The organism is Bifidobacterium [indicum] DSM 20214 = LMG 11587 (assembly GCF_000706765.1).
Classification (GTDB): Bacteria; Actinomycetota; Actinomycetes; order Actinomycetales; family Bifidobacteriaceae; genus Bombiscardovia; species Bombiscardovia coryneformis.
On record NZ_CP006018.1, the window covers coordinates 819,988 to 836,602 of the forward strand.

The window sequence follows — 16,615 nt, forward strand, 5'->3', positions numbered from 1 at the left end:
AGGGTTGCAGATCCAATCGGGCACATTCAGGCTCGTTCCGGCCGCACAGTGTTGCGGCGGATTGCGGCCGTTACATCCCGGGGACGATATCTAACCAGATTCAAGTGTCAATATACAGTAGTGCATACGTTTATAAGCTCAATAACAAGGTGGTTAGGCTCATTGAATTTAGGAGTTCAAGGTAATAAAATTCTCAACCGCGAGATGCCAAAGAGTATCGATCAGGACGCTTTAACCGACAGAAACAGACGAACGCTATGGATTCTCCGCATTATTATGTGGAGCATCTCAATTTTAATGATTGCGGTTGCTGCGATCATTGTCCCAATGATGCCGGAGACTATTCCAATTCACTTCGATATTCACAGTCGTGCAGATCGATGGGGCAGCGGTTTTAGTGTTTTCCTGATACCTCTCATAACGAATACTGCACTCGCTGGGATATGGTTCCTTATGGAGCTATTCGTAAGACGATTCCATGGAATCGGGAATGACTCTGACATGTCTCTGTACACATCATTAAAGATTTTATTGATAGGAGGCATTTGGGTGCAGTTTATTCTAGCTCTAATTACGGCTGATTTATTGTACGGGGGTTTTAAACAAATATCATCTTTTTCAGATGATGACATAATTATTCGACTTTCTGGAGTAGCCATAGGAGTCTGTTCTTGTATCGCAGGAATGGCAATGCCTTTGGTAAAGGGAATGCACATTAGTGGACTGCCTAAAGATTCTAAGTTCCGGAAAGTGCTGCAATATCAAGGTTCAGCAGTTCTTCTCTTGACTGGGGTGCTGATGCTTCTGCTGAGTGTGTTGTTGCACGGAATATGGATTATTTGGGCTTTCATTGTTGCGGCGTTAATGGAAGCTGCGGTTCTTACGCTGCTATCGTTTAAGGCCCGACGAGATAGCAACAATCCCAATGCTTCCGGGCCTTGGAATTTTAATATGTCCCGAATCGGGCACAGACCCATGCCTTAAGGCTCCTTTCGGCTTAAGAAGGCCTCCCCCATGACTTAGGGAGGTTTTCTTCAGTGCTTTGAGGATGATGTCTTACTGTTTGTGTCCATCGCAGCTTTGTACCAGAGAACGGCTATGTTCAGCCTCTCTCTGACGCCGAGTTTATTGAGTATCCGGCTTACAGTCTTTTTGACTGAGTCGGCCTGTATGCCTAATCTTTGCGCTATTTCAGCGTTGGTCATGCCCTCGCTGATGAGGGAGGCGACTTCAAATTCGCGTTTGCCTAGGGTGGCGAATTGCTGTTGCAACTCCATTTCTTCGCTGTTTGTTTTCGCTGTGGTTATCCCCCTACGTATAACTTCACCTGTTATACGGGGAGTGAGGATGGCATCACCCGCATATACCGATCGGATTGCCTTGCACAGGTCTGCTGTTTTGGCATCTTTGAGCAGGAATCCAGAAGCACCTGCACTAAGGCCGCCGAAGGCGTAGTCGTCCTGGTCGTAGGTGGTCAGGACGATAACCCTGATGGAGGGGTATCGTTCCTTGATGAGGCTGGTAGCGTCAAGACCGTCCATAATCGGCATTCGTACGTCCATCAGAATTACGTCGGGAAGAAGTTGTTGTTGCTTCTCGGCGGATTCCAGAAAGTCAAGGGCTTCTTTGCCGTTCGCTGCCTGACCTATTACCTGCAATTCACGATCTTTGGCTACCATGAGCGCAAATCCCATTCTGGCGGGACGTTGGTCATCTACGATCATGACACGGATCATGGTTATTCCTCGCTGTCTGTGGGTTCTTTGAGTGAGGGGATACAGGCTTGCAGGAGCCATCCGTTGGATGTCGGTCCTGATTTCAGGAAGCCGCCATATCCTCCGAGAGTTTCTTGGAGTCTGTTCAGTCCAGTTCCCTTGCTGGATGCTTCCGGAGCGGGTTTGCCATTGTCTCTGACTGAGATGGTTATGCCACCCTGGCTGTCATGGTCCCAGGAGATTACGATACGGTCGACGTGACACCCGTGTCGGAGTACGTTGGTGATGGCCTCTCTGGTTATGACGAAGCTCAGATTTGCTTGTACGGGGTCTTGGGGTCTGCGTCCGGTTTCGGTCAGTGCGACGGTCATTCCTATTTGCCGTGCGTGATTGATAATCGGGTTGATATCATCCCAGTGGTATGCCTGTTTTTGCCCTACCGGCGCAGGCTGATGCCCGTCTGTATTGGTTGGCGGCTGTAGTGCTTTCACCGCTGTCCTGGTATCGGTCAGTCCCTGACGTGCCAATTGGTTAATCATGGTGATAGCGTCGTCGACATCTGGTTTTCCGGTGATTTGGCCCAGACCCTCAGACAGGGCGATGATGGCAGTCAGATCGTGGCCCACACTGTCATGGAGCTCAGCTGCAATTCGGGATTGGTTGACTGCCTGGTCACGTTCTTGTGCCAGGTGTTGGCTCCGCTTACGTTCGTTCGCGAGTGCCTGCTCGGACACGTATCGTTCTCGCCGTGTCCTAGATACCAGTCCTAAAACTAGGCATAAGGCAAAGTACATGGCTGTAGGGTAGAGCAGACCGGTGAAGTCGGCATCCTGATGCCACAAGGTCGCCAGGATTGTGGTCACTAATCCCAAAAGAGCGGTTGGGATCAAGCAGGCGATAAGGCTTTTAGGGTTCCTGGTCTCAACTGTGCAGGCGTAAAGGTCGATTAACCATACTAAGAGCAGGTAAGTATATGCAGAACCGTAGATTACTGCGGTTAAGAGCATGAGGATGGTAGTGGCTAGCAGAGTTGCTGTAGGTCGTCGACGGCGTAAGTTGAGCAGGACCAGCGACAGGATGATGATGGCAACAAATAGAGGCAGTCCCCATTCGGTATTGTCCAGAGACTGCCGCAAGGTTCGATTGGCACTGTCGGGAGCGAGGACCAGTCGCGTAAGCATCATTGTTTCGTAAAGGGCGCACAAGAAGACCATCACGTAAGTTGTGATTGGCCGGTTCCAATACTCGAACCAATCAGTCAGCTTCCTGTTCGACTTCATCGTTCCGGTCCCCTCCTCAATATCATTATTCACTATGCTGTCACCTGGCGAAAAGGAAGAAGTCGCCAGGTGGAATCGTTGTTGCAATGAGTGTGAGGTGTGGTGCATGTTCGTACTGAACGGATCTTCTTGTTCATGAACTAATTACTCCTCTTGTGAGATAAGAGTGAGGCTGCCGGTGACGTGAATGGTCGCGTGTTTGCCGGTTCCCCAGAAGAGGGTCTCCGTGCCGGTGAGTCCTTGATAGGAGGCTGTGTACTTGCCTGAGTACGAATCAGTGCTTCTGATCGTGTTCCTACTAAATCGTTCTGTCTGCTAACTCCTAGACCGGTTGAGCATCCGGAGAGAGTGGATAGCGCCAGTAATGCCGTAATGAATATGATTAGGCGGCGGGTTAAATGGAGTACTGGGGTACCTGCCTTGTCGGTGCTGATGGTCATGGCGTATGTCTTTTCTTACGATGGGTCGGTCCTACCGGTCAAATGGCTTTCCTGATCAGCCGACGGAAGATAAGTGCCCCGATAAGAACCCAGAGGGCAGATACCACGGTTGATGCGATGATGGAGGAGGCTGAGGCGATGTTGCCCAGGTCTCTGGCTGCTGATGCGGTTGTTATTAATGCCAGCGGGTAGGGTATGGCCAAGGAGGGGGCGATGACCGAGAGGGCACAACCAGCCAAGGTGAGTAGGAGCATGATGGACATGGTAGAGGCGAATGACTCGGCCCTGGCAGCGATGGCCTGCGTCAGGGTCATGATGGCCCAGGCGGACATGATCATGGGGATGGCCCGCAGGAGGTAGGGGCCAATCTGGAACAAGCTGAAGCCCTCGCTCATACCCACAACGATGAACTCCAGCTCGAAGATGACGATGGTCAGGAATGATGCGAATAATCCGTGGAGCATCTTGCCTGCTATGGCTGTGCTGGCTGTTCCTGATGCGTTTAATCGCTGCCAGTTGCGCCCCCTGTGTTCGTTGGCTTCAATTTGGGCAGCAAAAGCAGCGACCAAGATTGGCATAAAGACCATGCTGGGCAGGAGGATGGCCTGCCCCCAGACAGCAGCCCAAGTCACTCCTTGTGATTGGAAATCGCGACGGTAGCTGATGTATTGGTCCCAACCGTTGAACATGCCGATTGCATCGAATAATACGGTGGCAAGCCAGTACCACAGGTTGCCAGCCTTATGCATCTCCCAATGGAAGGCCGCCGTAACGGAAGGTCGTTTGCGGATTTTGCCCATTTGGCCGCTAATGCTCACGGTGTTGAGTGCCTGCTTGCTCATCGGTGTGACTCCCCTACTGTGATGACGAATGCTGAAATGCTGGTCCAGAGGATGCAAGCAATCAGACTGGTCAGTACCAAGACCCAGGGATTGGTAACGAGCGTCATTCTGGCGTAGCCGTCCGACGTAACCGTGGTCAGGAAAGGACTGGCGGCAGAGCTGATGCCGGCCGGGAAGAACCAGCCCAGTCGGGCTGCGTTCATCGGTCCCAGGCCCGAACCCACTAAACTGGCGATCACGCCTACACCCAGGCCGACAGCCTGCTTGTTTATGGTCATGGAAAGCATCAGCTGGATGGCGGCTACGGACAAGGATGATATAAAAGCAATGAGGGCTGGTGCGAGTATCAGAGAAGACAGGTCACCATCAGATTTGAAGCCCATAACCAAGGCCGCCAGAGGTGTCCAGGTCAAGGGAATCATAAATACTAGGGATAAGGCCGTTCCCGCCACCGCTAGCTTGGCGAAGAACCTCCCTGTTTCTCCCAGTCCTAAGGATTGCCATTTGAGGTCCATGCGCTCGCTGGTTTCCATGATGGCCAGCCGGCTGGTAAGGAGGGCGGCAAGGATTGGGGCCAGCAGGCTGATGGTCTGGTAGATGTCGCCTTGTGTCAAGGTCAGGGTGCGAGTCGCTGGATTGCCGCCTGTGCGTTTCATGACGGCGAATCCTGACCACAAGGAAACCAGGATAATCATCCCTATGAGCATCCACCAGAAGGATGAACCCTTCAGCTTGCGTACCTCCATGGAAATGAGCATCAACGGGCTGCTGAAACGCATGGTTCCGGCACCCCCATGTTTTTTGGGCTCCACGGATTTCAGGGTGTTTGTGATGATGACACTCATCGTGAAGCCCCCTGCTGGAGTCCGATCTGTGGTACATGGGCCTGGGTATTTTCCACCAATTCCAAGAAAGCGTCCTCAAGGCTCTTGCGTTCGGAGGCCACACGATAGACCTGCAGTCCTTGGGAGACCAGCTGGGCGACTAGACTACCGACTAGCCGATCATCGGACTCCGGGATTCGCAAGGTCCCGCTTTCCTGAATGTACCCATAATCGATGCCGTCGTGCTCAAGCGTACCTGCCGCCAGTTGAGGGTCGGAAACGCGCAGGTCTATGTGCCCCTCGTCGCGCAGATCTTCCAGGGAGCCCTGGTAGAGCAGTCGTCCGGCCGCGATGATGCCGACCACCGGTGCCATCCTCTCGATTTCGGAGAGAATATGGCTGCTGATGATGACCGTAACACCTTCGCTAGCTGCAAGATCCATGATCATCTGGCGCACCTCGACTACAGCCTCGGCATCCAAACCGTTGGTTGGCTCGTCCAGAAGCAGTAGCTCAGGATGGGATATGAGCGCCATGGCGATGCCCAAACGTTGCTTCATCCCCAGGGAGTAGTCTTTGGCCTTCTTGTCCTCATGTCCTCTTAGCCCGACCTTAGCCAACACAGCTGTAGACGAGTTGGAAGGCAGACCCAAATAATCAGCCACCATTCGGCAGTTGTCCAGACCAGACAAGCTCGGGTAAAAACTGGGGCCTTCAATCATGGATCCCACGCGACCTGGTTGGATGCGGCTGTGACGTTCCACATCCTGTCCGAGCATCCACATCCTACCTGAAGTTGCATCCGTTAAACCGAGCAGGAGTTTCATAGTTGTAGACTTTCCTGCACCGTTAGGCCCCAGCAGTCCATAGACACCACCCATGGGTACCTGCAGGTTCAGTCCGTTCACAGCCTTGAAGGTGCCATAGGATTTGACCAGGTCTTTCGTCACAACAGCCGCATGAGATTGAATGTCTTGATATTCGTTCATTGCTGCCTCCGTAATTAAGTGGTTTCTAACTCTATGGAAGCTACTTTCGGCAGTGCGGGCAACGCGAAAAGCGTATATGTCCCCCCAGGTGGACATATACGCCGGCATTTCTTCCGAGACGGTGTGTATTTCCCGAATTGGAACGGTTAAACGCAATGACCAGAACCCGGTCGACGTCATGGATCGTTTACAGGACGTGGGGATTGGCTGTGAAAAAGCCCGCTCCCCTAATGCGTATACGCATATCCAGCATACGGACTTGTTTTAGGTAAATGCTGATTGTCGCGTATTTTGTTCTTATGCATACCCTGTGCATTATGTACGACGGCAAAGGAACCGCCATGAGACTTACCTCTTCGACGCGGAAACCATCCGATGTGGTTATTGGCTGCACATCATGATGTCGGATAAACCACTAGTCATTGCAGTCAGTTTTTTTGGACTGGCACTAATCCTGGCTCATGTTATGTCGTTCGTTACAGATTCTCGGTTCTGGGGCTTGTGCACATACCCGGCAGCTTGGGTGATAATGATTGTCTTCATGATGATAAGACACTGGCGAGGAAACAGGAAAGACTAACATTATTGGAGACGGTTAGTATACGAAAGGGCGAGCCGGCAGGCATTTTCTTTTGTCCCTGAACAGTGCTTTGAGTGCCAGATAACGCCTTAAATGCTGTATACGTAGGCCCTGGAGATACTACATCACCACCACGTGTCAGGGCACTAATCGGATTATGTAACCGGCGATTCCGTAGAACTCAGCTTTTTCATAGAATGTAAAGGTAGTTCGAGTGCGCTACTCCTGCTTTTCCGTTCGTTTCAGAGTAATTTGTATTCGTTCCGCATGCTATCTACCGAAACCAGATCTTTTAAATCTCCTTTTTCAATCCCAAGTTCAAGCGCTATCCAACATCTGAAAACTAGAACAGTTTTTCGCCAGGAATTGAGGCGCATTAACAAGTCAGGCCTATCTCTATTGGCATGTTTTACTCCGTTGTAAGCAGACGTTGTCTGCTGTATCCAGTCACTGACATCAAAAGGCAGGATGTCCCTGAGATTCTTTGATATTAATCCGAGTCTGTCCTTGAAACTTGTGCGACCAGCAGCATCTTTGGACTTACCGTCACGTATCAATAAATAATATCCAAGGGCTTCCATACCAATGCTTGCTTCGAATAATCGGGCTTCAGCTGTGACTTTGTCGAGTGTAAAAGAAGTTACGAGTGGATCAATTGCTCGGGGAATTCTATCGTAAAGGGAAAACCACTCTTGTATGTTGTCTTTTTTCAGCAAGTTATAAGGAATCAAGCAGTTGTGACGCTTTGGTTTATGGTGTTCTCGAAGCTCTCGAATTACGGGCAACCACTTTTCATAAGCAACCTTATTCTCAGTGCTGACTTTTGGATTCGAAGATCGCAGTACTAGAGATTCGGTTAAATCGCGGTCTTCGCCATATGAGATACGAAGCAAGTCTTGGAGCGCTTTATGTAAGTGCTCAGCTCGCTGCCAAGTGAGTGGTTCACTCGATTTGGTTTCTATATACGCCTTATCATTTACTTTCCAAATATCATCATTGCGAGAAACAGTCCAAGCAAAGCGAATGGATACGGACGGGTTGTCATTAAGAGGTATGTCTTCGGGGCTTCTAATGGTGAGAGTCTCGGATTTGAGGAGGCCAGCTTCATTGGTGTGTGGGTCTTGCATAACACAGCTCTTCCCAATCCACTCTCTCAATCCATCAATTGATGTTCGTAACCCATAAACTTGCTGATAATCGGAGTGCAGCGCTGCACCAATGATGGCACGATTTGCTATTATCGTCCCCTGACCACCGCCATATCCCAGCATTTGTTGAGACAAGCTAGCTCCACGACAACCCAATAAAGCAATACTACCGTCAGCATCGTGAAACCACAGGTTTCGAGGTATCTTGTTCCTATCTGATTCGTTGAGAGAAATCTCATCCCCATACCATAAAGATGAAATCTGATTTTCTCTTTGCCAAGCAACTGTTACTTCTACTCCGGCTTCAGTGACACGTATAGGTACTTGTTTCTTATTCAATAAAGGGTTGTCACTGATAAGGGTTCCTGTTCTATATTTCCCGGGTAAAAGAACATTGCCGCTTTCCAGCATTTTAATCATCCTCGATTTTAATAGACGTTATCCAGTAGAGAACATCATCATATTACAGATAGATACAGGAGCAGGAGACCGGGTTGATTGCTTGTGCGTGACTTTCGATATATCGGTATCCATCGGACATGGAACCATTCCGGCAACGATGACATGGTTGGACACATGCTCTGCAATATGAGTGTTGTGACGACTCAGACGACAAAGCGTCGATCTTCCCCGCTGAATGTCTCATGACCCCCGAGCGGTCGCTTGGAGGTCATGACCAAGATATCGCTCACTCAAAGCTGTAAACTGCTTAGGCGAATGACCAATATAGGTAAAAATCTGTATTTTATTAAACTTGATGACGGTACGCATGGGTATTACGGATTCAGCACCAAGCATGCATTGGATATCGCCGATAGCTATTTGCAATCCTACATGTAAGTCGGACTATGGTCTCAGTTCGTTGCGCACATTCATCACGGTTTTTTATCTTGGGCTATACGTCAAATTGTGTCCGTCAGTCGGATCTTTTGGAGTCTCAGACAGGTAAGAAATCCGTTACAGTCTGAAGGCAGTAATCTAGTGTTCTGCAATGTATGTGCTAGCTGAAGTCTTGGTTATTTGTAATACCTACTCAGCTAATGCCACTCTGAGAAGCCGGAAATTGCCTGTCTCATTCTGCGGTGAGTCCAGTGCACTTTGATTCTCGTTACGTTCTAGAGTTAGCATTATTCTCTGGAGTTCTTTTGAGAAGCAATATCTATGTCGATATAAGCAGACGGGGCTAAAAATGAAAGTGGAAGTCAACGAAGTGGCTGTCAAATCCATCATTACGCCCAGCAATCTTCCTGATGCGGATTATGTCATTAATCCCTACCTCGGGTGCTCTTTCGGATGCAAATACTGTTATGCAAGTTTTATGGCACGTTTTGCCGGCATCGCAGAACCATCGTGGGGCAATTTTGTGTATGCGAAGGTAAACGCTCCGGAACTGATTAAGAAAGAGCTGAGTGGTAGAAGAAAAGACAAATACTTCGGGAAAAGAATCCTCTTGTCTTCTGTAACGGATCCTTACCAGCCATGTGAAAACCGCTATCAGCTGACCAAATCAATTTTACAGGAGTTCACCTCCGCGGAAATCGACAGCAACATCGAAGTCCTGACGCGCTCGCCTATTGTTGCCCGTGACAGGGATATTCTGAGTCAACTCCCTAACTGCGAGGTCGGAATGACCGTGCACTACATCGAAGAAGATGAACCGATCAGCATGATTGAGCCCAGAGGGTACCCCATGAGGAAGCGGTTAAAGGCCCTTGCACAGCTGGCTGATTCAGGTATTCGAACATACGCCTTTATAGGCCCTCTTTTCCCGTATATGTTCTACGAAGAAGACCGCATGTCCCACCTTCTGCATGAGCTGAGAGAGGTTGGGGTTCAGGAGGTCTTCTTGGAGAAGATCAACAGGAAAGCAGGTATGGTGAGGATTCACCAAGCGGATATAGCTACCTTCGAAAAGGACAACCTGGCCAAAACACAGACCGCCGATAAGATGACCGACAGTCAAGTAATGCAAATGGTTGAAGAGTATGGACTCTCACTGAGGCTCGGCAGTGTGCTCGAGCACTAAAGTGAGCTGCTTGAGGCAACCTTCCTGTAACCCTTATATTGGCATGCTGATATGGCTTCAATTGGAGACGCAAAGTCCTCTCAGATTTGCCTATCGCTTTCAAGGCATGCCGGCGACTTAGCTCTTTAGCGCCGAATCGGATAAAGAACGTCATCGAAATCGCAGTGAGAGATCATGATGGTTCTCGGAGGTTCGCCGAATTGATGCACTCTGAGCGATTACAAGCCGACGGACACACGGACGAGAGAATGAGTTACTAGGTTCAGGAAACTCTCGCTGTCATCTGGGCAAGGTACGTAGCTGTTTTCAGTTCCAGCCGCGGCTCCTCTCGCCTGAGTTCACGGATAAACACAATCTTGTCCTTGTTTGGATTCATCTCCTTAGACGCGGCGATGTTCTGGGCCCATTTCACCGCTGTGTCCATCGGGTCTTCGCAGTTGGCAAATATCTTAGCGATTTCTTCCCTTGGATTGTTGTTATTCATCCATCTCATAGTTTCCCCTCCGGTCCGACATTCAAGAAAATGCAAATAAGACAATCCACCACTGTTAGCAAATTAAACGGGGAGAACTATCCGAAAAAGACATATTCGGGTACATCACCCCGCCAGAATCATCTACGATTCACTACTCCAACAGTTGTTTGACGACAGTGTTGATTGTCAGGTTCACTCTACCACTGCGATGTGAACGCTGTCACTGATTTCCAAGGTTAGTGCACCTGCGTGCATTGAGCATGGCCTGGTTCGAAGAAACCGACGTTCCAGGCCCCTCGGTTTGAAATTCAGTATCCAGCATACAAAAAGAGCCGAGACCTTGCGGCCCCGACTCTTTCCTCTTCAACGATTCGATCCTATTTCAGAGACCGAGCATACTTCCTGATCTTCTTCAGAGCCCACTCATAGTGGCTTGAGACGTTGGAGACGAAGGCGGTGCCGAGGGGGTAGTTGCCGGTCCAGGGGAAGTATCCAGAGGTGAAGAGCTCCTCGTTGCTGAAGGAGTTCATCAGATCCATGACCCGACGATGGGTACCCTTAAGCAGATCAAGTGCCTGGGAGTAGGTGGTGTCCTGGTGTTTCTTCCAGAACTCCTGATTCATCTCGCCGTAATTGCGCCAGTTGTAGCCATCGGGCAGGAACTCCTTGCTGATGCCCTTCTGGTTGCTCTCGACCCAGTCCAGGAGCAGGACCTGCCACTCGTACAGATGAATCAGCACGTCCTTGATGGTACGGTCACGCTTCCAATGGGCTTCCTTCTCCTTGGTCACATCAAAGTGGAATTCACCATTGAGCTCTTCGCCGTTCATCGAGTCCAAAAGAGACATGAGCTTGTCGAAGTTCGTGGTGCTTGCTGTAACCAGCTCGTCCTTGGTCCGGGGCCTTGGCATGGTTCGTATATCTCCTTAACAGTGGATTGAAATCCGATGGTGTCTTCTGTTTGGACCTCAGCAGTCCTTGCAGTCTTTTTGAGAGTTTGATTCTTGATGATTCTCATGGTGCTGTTGCTGCTGATGCCAGCGCTTCAGACTGCGAATGAAGGCGCCAAGATAGGAAATGGCCACTTCAACGCTCACGCCGGTTGCTTCGGCGAAGAAAGGAGCGGTCGACTCGATAAGTTCGTACATGCACTCCTGTGTGAAGGACCCGCAGTTATAGCACCACTGGCAGTAATCAGAGTCCGGTTTCCCATCACTGTCCTTGCCGTGCTCTGTGCCTGGTGCGGAGAAGGCCGTACCGCAGGACTGGCAGACGGGCTCATCCGGAATTTCCAGGAGTTTCAACACCGGTACATCAAGTACCGAAGAAATCAACTTGACCATATCGATACTGGGTGTGGTCTCCCCTGTTTCCCATCGTGAGACCGCCTGTCGGGTGACATAGAGTCGGGCGGCCAAATCGGCCTGGGTCATGTTTGCTGCTTTGCGCAGTTCGGGAAGTAGGTCCTGTATCGGCATTATTGGTCCTTCGAATTGCTCTGATCGGCACTAGGTCGATTCAGACGATTTTATCAGTACTTATCATGGTTGTCTTCATCTGCAACAGTTCGTTGCAAGCCCGGTATCGCGCCTGCGAGAGGGGAAGGTGACACAAATGGGGTCTACCGCGACAACACGGAAAGGGTCCCCTGCCGACCCACAGGCCGGACCGGGGACCCCGTCTTTACGTTCGTTCTAGATAGGGGCTTACTTCCGCTTCTTCTCGCGGATATGAACCGATATCTGGATTGGCGACCCTTCGAAACCGAACTCCTCACGTAGACAACGCTCCAGGTAGCGGCGGTATCCGTGCTCCAGGAATCCTGTAGCGAAGATAACGAACCGCGGCGGTCTGGTTGAGGCCTGGGTGGCGAAGAGAATCCTTGGCTGCTTCCCACCCCTCAAGGGGTGGGGATGGGCGGCCTGAACCTTGCCCAGGAAGGAGTTGAGTTTGCCTGTGGGAATCCGTTGGTCCCATGATTCCAAGGCGGTGCGCATGGCCCGGGCCAGACGGTTGGTGTGCCAACCTGTCTTTGCCGACAGGTTGACCCGCTCGGCCCAGGTGACACGATCGAACTCGGTCTCCCAGAGTCGCTCCAATCGCTGACGCCCGAAATCGTCCAGGAGATCCCACTTGTTGAAGACAAGCACAATGGCCCTGCCTGCATCCACGGCCTGGCTCATGACCTTCAGATCCTGGTCGGCGATGGGCTGCGAGGTATCGAAAAGGATGAGGGCCAGTTCGGACCGCTCGACGGCCGCCTGGGTGCGCAGGCTGGAGTAGTACTCGGCACCTGAGATCTTGTGGAGGCGACGCTTGATGCCGGCGGTGTCGATGAAGAGCCAATCCTCACCGTCCACACTGACCACCTCGTCAACGGGGTCCCTGGTGGTGCCGGCAAGGTCGTGAACCACTGCCCGTTCTTCGTGAGCCAGCTGGTTGAGGAGGGATGACTTGCCAACGTTGGGCCTGCCCACCAGGGCGACCCGACGCAGTCCCTCAGGCGTAAGGAAGCCTGAAGTCTTGTCGGCCTTCTTCAGCTGGTCAAGGGCGGCATCAAGGAGGTCGCCGACCCCTCTGCCGTGCATGGCTGAGATGGCATAGGGTTCGCCCAATCCCAGTTTCCAGAATTCGGAGGCTGTATAGTCCGCCATCCTGTCGTCCAGCTTGTTGACGGCCAGAACCACAGGCTTACCGGATGCTCGAAGCATCTTAACGATGCGTTCGTCACTGGCCGTCAATCCCACCTGACCATCCACTACCAATATGACGGTATCGGCAAGTCCCACTGCGACCTGAGCCTGTGAGGCTATGGCGGATTCGATACCCTCCACATCGGATTCCCACCCACCGGTATCGACCAGTTTGAAGTCGGTCCCGGCCCACTCCGCCTCGTAGCTGACCCTGTCGCGGGTGACACCCGGGGTGTCCTCCACAACGGCGGCACGACGACCGAGAATCCTGTTGACCAGGGTGGACTTGCCGACGTTGGGCCGTCCTACGACGGCCAGAACACCGACCGGCCTGGGAGCGGCCTCATCGGACTTCGCGTCGCCTGAGCCAGCCAGGAGGGCACGGTCTTCCTCGCTCAGCTCATACTCGTCAAGGGCCTGGGCGTACTGGTCGAAGGAATCCTCCTCCATGACACCCGAAACGAGATCAATCAGAGTATCCAATGTCTGCTCAAAGGTCATGTCGGAGTTGTCGACCGTGGTAACCCCTGGAGCAGCGTCGGTGAATGAGGTGACCTTGGAATCCTTGGCATCCCTTGCAGCAACATTGTCGGAGCCGGATGCGGTCTGCCCCGACCTGCGGGCCTCACGGACCTCCTCGCGGGCCGTAAGGAGTACGCGGACCTGGGCATCGGGCGCCACCACCGTCGTGATGTCACGTCCCTCGGCCACAATGCCCCGACCTTGGGATATGGACTCTTCCTGTCCCTGTTCGGCGATGATGGCCTGCTGGGCGGCAATCAGTACTCGTCGGACGGATGGAATGGAGGAAACCGTCGAGACGTGCGACGATACCTGGCTGGAGCGGATATCGCGACCGACATCCTCACCGTCCAGACTGACCTTGGGGTCGTCGGGGTCCAGCCCCATTTCCAGGTGCCCATCGGTGATGGAGGCTGCCACGGCTTCGGTTATTGCCGCCTGGTCCGGCTTGTCGGTATCAAGGTCCAGTCCCTGCCTGATGCACCAGAGGGCACTGGCCCGGTACATGGCTCCTGTGTCCAGATAGGCCAGACCGAAGTGCTTGGCCAGGGCACGGGAAGTGGATGACTTGCCGACACCGGCAGGCCCGTCGATGGCTACGGTGATCACAGACCCACCTCCTTGTCGAGGGACTTGATTTCGGCCGGCGACAGGACGCGATAGGACCCGGGTCTGACCTCTCCGAGTTTGATTGGGCCAATCTGGGTGCGCACCAGGCGGATGACGGGGAAACCGATGGCCCCGAAGATGCGCCTGACAATTCGGTTCTTGCCTGAGTGAAGCACGACCTTGACCATGGTGTGCTCCCTGTTGTGGTCGACGATGGCACAGTGGTCGAGTCGAATCAGACCGTCGTCCAGTTCAACCCCTTGGCTGACCAGGCGACGGCAGACGTTCCCGCCGATGTGGCCTTTCAGGGTGACCATATAGGTCTTTTGGACCTCATACTTGGGGTGCATGACATGCTGAGCCAGCTCCCCGTCGTCTGTCATGAGGATCAGCCCTTCGGAATCGTAGTCCAACCGGCCCATGTGGAAGACCCGCTCGTACCTGTCGCCGATGATGTCGCGGAGGGTGAAGCGGCCCTTGGGGTCGTCCATGGTGGAAAGGACCCTACGAGGCTTGTTCAAGGCCAGGGTGACGTGTTTGTCGTTCAGATGGATACGGGATCCATCAACGCGGACTTGCTGGTGTTGAGGATCGACCCGGCTGCCCAGTTCGGTGACCAGTTCACCGTCGACTTCGACCCTGCCTTGGGTGATGATCTCCTCGCACTTGCGGCGGGATCCGAATCCGGCCTGGGCCAGAATCTTCTGGAGGCGAATCCCCTCCTCGTCGTTCTGACGTGCGCGGATGGCTTGTGAATATGGATGTGGCATCGTTCTCCCAACGTGGCCTGTCTGAAAAGACATGTGACTTGCATAGGAAAGCCCCGAACGGGGCTGGTGGCCAGACCAGGCAAGAGGACCGGTAAGACCTCGATATAGTATAACGGATGGTTGTGATGTCTTTCGAGTAGTATTGCTCACGCCATAAGTGACCAGTCTGATAAAAGGTAGGGGAAATGAACGTGGATCCAACCGTAGAACCGCTTGCCCAGCAGCTCGGGCAGAACAACACGGCAGAGGAGACCAACGAAGACAAGGGAACCGCCGACAAGACGTCCGGCAAGGTCGGTTTCCATGCCAGGGACATCAGATGGATCAGGGTTGGAGCGGAGTTTGCCGGCACTCTCCTGATTTGCCTGGCGCTCTACCTGACCTTCACGTTCAGCCAGATTCTCCTGGACGTTCCCACGGTGACCCTTCCCGTCATCGGCACCACTGTGATCTACATCGTGGTCACCGCCATGCTGGGGTCAATCTCAGGTGGGCACTTCAACCCCGCCGTAACCGTGGCTGCCATGTTCACCTCGCAGATTTCGGTGATTGACGGCATTCTTTACATCGTTTCCCAGCTGGTGGGTGCCGTCTGTGCGGCAGCGGTCCTGATCGGTTTCGTTCCGTCCAACGAGACCTTCCCCGCCAAGACCTGGCTCATGTTTACTGTGAACGGCTTTGGATCAGGCTCCCCCACCGCAGCCACGCTTGCCCAGCACCACATCTCCTTCGGCACGGGCCTCGCCATCATCGTCGAGCTGGTCGGCGGTTTGCTTGTCGTCGGTACAGCGGTAGCCACGCTCCGCAAGGACGGGCGGCCGCATAAGAACCATGCCCTCTATACCGGCCTTGCCTACGGTGCCGGCACCCTCATCACCTACCCGATCACCAATGCCGGTCTGAACCCCGCTCGCTCCACTGGCATCGCCGTCTTTGCCCAGTCCAAGGATATGGCTGTTTCTCCGCTGTCCCAGCTCTGGCTCTTCTGGATCTGCCCGCTTCTGGCGGCCTCCCTGGTGGCATTGATTGTCATCCTGTCGGGCATCGTCACCGACGGTCTGCGCAACCGCGCTCGGATCGCCAAGGTTTCTGTAGCCGAGAGCGAGGAAATGGATCCTTCTGACGAGTCGCAGGATAAGGGCAACGATGACACCAGTGTGGCGTCTGACCCGAAGTCCGTTGCAGAGGAAGAAAAGGACGCATCAGAAGTGACAGCCGCTGGGGCGACGGTACATCTGCACTCCTCCGAGGTGGATTCCTACCTGAATCGTCTGAAAGAGGACCAGCAGGCCAAGACTTCCTCAGACTCGGAAGACTAAAGCAGGAGCTGGATACTCAGATAGGTCAGAAGGAGCCCGACTCCCAGGCAGATGCCGATGAAGGAGTCGAAAGCGACCGACCTGACCTTCCAGGGGCTTTTCTTCCTGAGTATCAGGCGGAGTACTCCTGATACGATGGCCGCGACGGACACAATGACCGTCGCGGCCATCGTATTTCCGGATATGGCTACCAGTGCCGATGCGATGACAACAAGGAAGATGACCCCCTCGAAGATGGGATGTCCCTCTTGCGACTCAGAGACGAAGGGATGCCCATGAGGCCCCCGGTTCGGCGTTCTCTCAGCTTTATTCGTCTGCTCGTGACCTTGTTGGGAAGAGGTCAACGCCCCCGGGTCTGCATGCTGTGCCGCCGATTTCATCAT

The 16,615-nt window shown here is 52.9% G+C and carries 15 protein-coding genes; 3 read left to right on the forward strand and 12 right to left on the reverse strand.

Annotated elements, in window-relative coordinates:
• Positions 1-162 precede the first annotated feature (162 nt).
• A complete protein-coding gene (locus BINDI_RS03140; protein WP_158332590.1) occupies positions 163-984 on the forward strand; it encodes a DUF1648 domain-containing protein in 822 nt (273 codons plus the stop codon).
• Positions 985-1,034: 50 nt separating this feature from the next.
• Here BINDI_RS03140 and BINDI_RS03145 read toward each other — a convergent pair whose 3' ends face one another.
• The 6 genes from BINDI_RS03145 to BINDI_RS07435 form a co-directional block, all read right to left on the reverse strand.
• Positions 1,035-1,736 (reverse strand): response regulator transcription factor, encoded by a 702-nt coding sequence (locus BINDI_RS03145; protein WP_033490042.1) that lies wholly within the window; start codon positions 1,734-1,736, stop codon positions 1,035-1,037.
• 2 nt (positions 1,737-1,738) lie between these two features.
• Positions 1,739-2,995: a sensor histidine kinase gene (locus tag BINDI_RS07135; protein WP_052108735.1), complete on the reverse strand. Its 1,257-nt coding sequence runs from the start codon at positions 2,993-2,995 to the stop codon at positions 1,739-1,741.
• A 478-nt stretch (positions 2,996-3,473) separates the two neighbouring features.
• Positions 3,474-4,277, reverse strand: coding sequence for an ABC-2 transporter permease family protein (locus BINDI_RS03155; RefSeq protein ID WP_052108738.1), 804 nt, complete (start codon positions 4,275-4,277; stop codon positions 3,474-3,476).
• Entirely contained in the window at positions 4,274-5,122 is an 849-nt protein-coding gene (locus tag BINDI_RS03160; RefSeq protein ID WP_033490044.1) for an ABC transporter permease, read from the reverse strand. The genes BINDI_RS03155 and BINDI_RS03160 overlap by 4 nt, the downstream gene beginning before the upstream one ends.
• On the reverse strand, positions 5,119-6,090 hold the full coding sequence (locus BINDI_RS03165) for an ABC transporter ATP-binding protein (RefSeq protein ID WP_052108915.1): 972 nt from the start codon (positions 6,088-6,090) through the stop codon (positions 5,119-5,121). Before BINDI_RS03165 ends, BINDI_RS03160 begins: the two co-directional genes overlap by 4 nt.
• Before the next feature lie 822 nt (positions 6,091-6,912).
• Entirely contained in the window at positions 6,913-8,238 is a 1,326-nt protein-coding gene (locus BINDI_RS07435) for an ApeA N-terminal domain 1-containing protein (RefSeq protein WP_148301969.1), read from the reverse strand.
• Between the two features lie 769 nt (positions 8,239-9,007).
• On the opposite strand from BINDI_RS07435, the gene BINDI_RS03170 reads away from it, so the two are divergent.
• A complete protein-coding gene (locus BINDI_RS03170) occupies positions 9,008-9,844 on the forward strand; it encodes an SPL family radical SAM protein (protein ID WP_148301970.1) in 837 nt (278 codons plus the stop codon).
• Between the two features lie 262 nt (positions 9,845-10,106).
• Here the strand turns inward: BINDI_RS03170 and BINDI_RS03175 are convergent, their stop codons facing one another.
• From BINDI_RS03175 to BINDI_RS03195, 5 genes are all read right to left on the reverse strand, one after another.
• Positions 10,107-10,328: a hypothetical protein gene (locus BINDI_RS03175; RefSeq protein ID WP_052108740.1), complete on the reverse strand. Its 222-nt coding sequence runs from the start codon at positions 10,326-10,328 to the stop codon at positions 10,107-10,109.
• A gap of 368 nt (positions 10,329-10,696) precedes the next feature.
• Positions 10,697-11,230 carry a ClbS/DfsB family four-helix bundle protein gene (locus tag BINDI_RS03180; RefSeq protein WP_033490050.1) on the reverse strand — a complete coding sequence of 178 codons (534 nt, stop codon included), beginning with the start codon at positions 11,228-11,230 and terminating at the stop codon, positions 10,697-10,699.
• 57 nt (positions 11,231-11,287) lie between these two features.
• Complete coding sequence (locus BINDI_RS03185) at positions 11,288-11,797, reverse strand: helix-turn-helix domain-containing protein (protein ID WP_081830775.1); 510 nt, start codon at positions 11,795-11,797, stop codon at positions 11,288-11,290.
• A gap of 228 nt (positions 11,798-12,025) precedes the next feature.
• Positions 12,026-14,143 carry a bifunctional cytidylate kinase/GTPase Der gene (gene der / locus BINDI_RS03190; RefSeq protein ID WP_033490052.1) on the reverse strand — a complete coding sequence of 706 codons (2,118 nt, stop codon included), beginning with the start codon at positions 14,141-14,143 and terminating at the stop codon, positions 12,026-12,028.
• On the reverse strand, positions 14,140-14,913 hold the full coding sequence (locus BINDI_RS03195) for a pseudouridine synthase (RefSeq protein WP_033490054.1): 774 nt from the start codon (positions 14,911-14,913) through the stop codon (positions 14,140-14,142). Before BINDI_RS03195 ends, der begins: the two co-directional genes overlap by 4 nt.
• 185 nt (positions 14,914-15,098) lie before the next feature.
• Between BINDI_RS03195 and BINDI_RS03200 the strand changes: the two genes are divergently transcribed.
• Complete coding sequence (locus BINDI_RS03200; protein ID WP_052108743.1) at positions 15,099-16,232, forward strand: MIP/aquaporin family protein; 1,134 nt, start codon at positions 15,099-15,101, stop codon at positions 16,230-16,232.
• On the opposite strand, the gene BINDI_RS07660 is transcribed toward BINDI_RS03200, so the two are convergent.
• Positions 16,229-16,615 (reverse strand): DUF3017 domain-containing protein, encoded by a 387-nt coding sequence (locus BINDI_RS07660; protein WP_237742974.1) that lies wholly within the window; start codon positions 16,613-16,615, stop codon positions 16,229-16,231. The two genes, BINDI_RS03200 and BINDI_RS07660, sit on opposite strands and share 4 nt — an antisense overlap.

Coding starts and splice junctions, on each gene's coding strand:
- BINDI_RS03145 (WP_033490042.1), bottom strand. CDS start 1,736: ATGATCCGTGTCATGATCGTAGATGACCAACGTCCCGCCAGAATGGGA.
- BINDI_RS07135 (WP_052108735.1), bottom strand. CDS start 2,995: ATGAAGTCGAACAGGAAGCTGACTGATTGGTTCGAGTATTGGAACCGG.
- BINDI_RS03155 (WP_052108738.1), bottom strand. CDS start 4,277: ATGAGCAAGCAGGCACTCAACACCGTGAGCATTAGCGGCCAAATGGGC.
- BINDI_RS03160 (WP_033490044.1), bottom strand. CDS start 5,122: ATGAGTGTCATCATCACAAACACCCTGAAATCCGTGGAGCCCAAAAAA.
- BINDI_RS03165 (WP_052108915.1), bottom strand. CDS start 6,090: ATGAACGAATATCAAGACATTCAATCTCATGCGGCTGTTGTGACGAAA.
- BINDI_RS07435 (WP_148301969.1), bottom strand. CDS start 8,238: ATGATTAAAATGCTGGAAAGCGGCAATGTTCTTTTACCCGGGAAATAT.
- BINDI_RS03170 (WP_148301970.1), top strand. CDS start 9,008: ATGAAAGTGGAAGTCAACGAAGTGGCTGTCAAATCCATCATTACGCCC.
- BINDI_RS03175 (WP_052108740.1), bottom strand. CDS start 10,328: ATGAATAACAACAATCCAAGGGAAGAAATCGCTAAGATATTTGCCAAC.
- BINDI_RS03180 (WP_033490050.1), bottom strand. CDS start 11,230: ATGCCAAGGCCCCGGACCAAGGACGAGCTGGTTACAGCAAGCACCACG.
- BINDI_RS03185 (WP_081830775.1), bottom strand. CDS start 11,797: ATGCCGATACAGGACCTACTTCCCGAACTGCGCAAAGCAGCAAACATG.
- BINDI_RS03195 (WP_033490054.1), bottom strand. CDS start 14,913: ATGCCACATCCATATTCACAAGCCATCCGCGCACGTCAGAACGACGAG.
- BINDI_RS03200 (WP_052108743.1), top strand. CDS start 15,099: ATGAACGTGGATCCAACCGTAGAACCGCTTGCCCAGCAGCTCGGGCAG.
- BINDI_RS07660 (WP_237742974.1), bottom strand. CDS start 16,615: ATGATGAAATCGGCGGCACAGCATGCAGACCCGGGGGCGTTGACCTCT.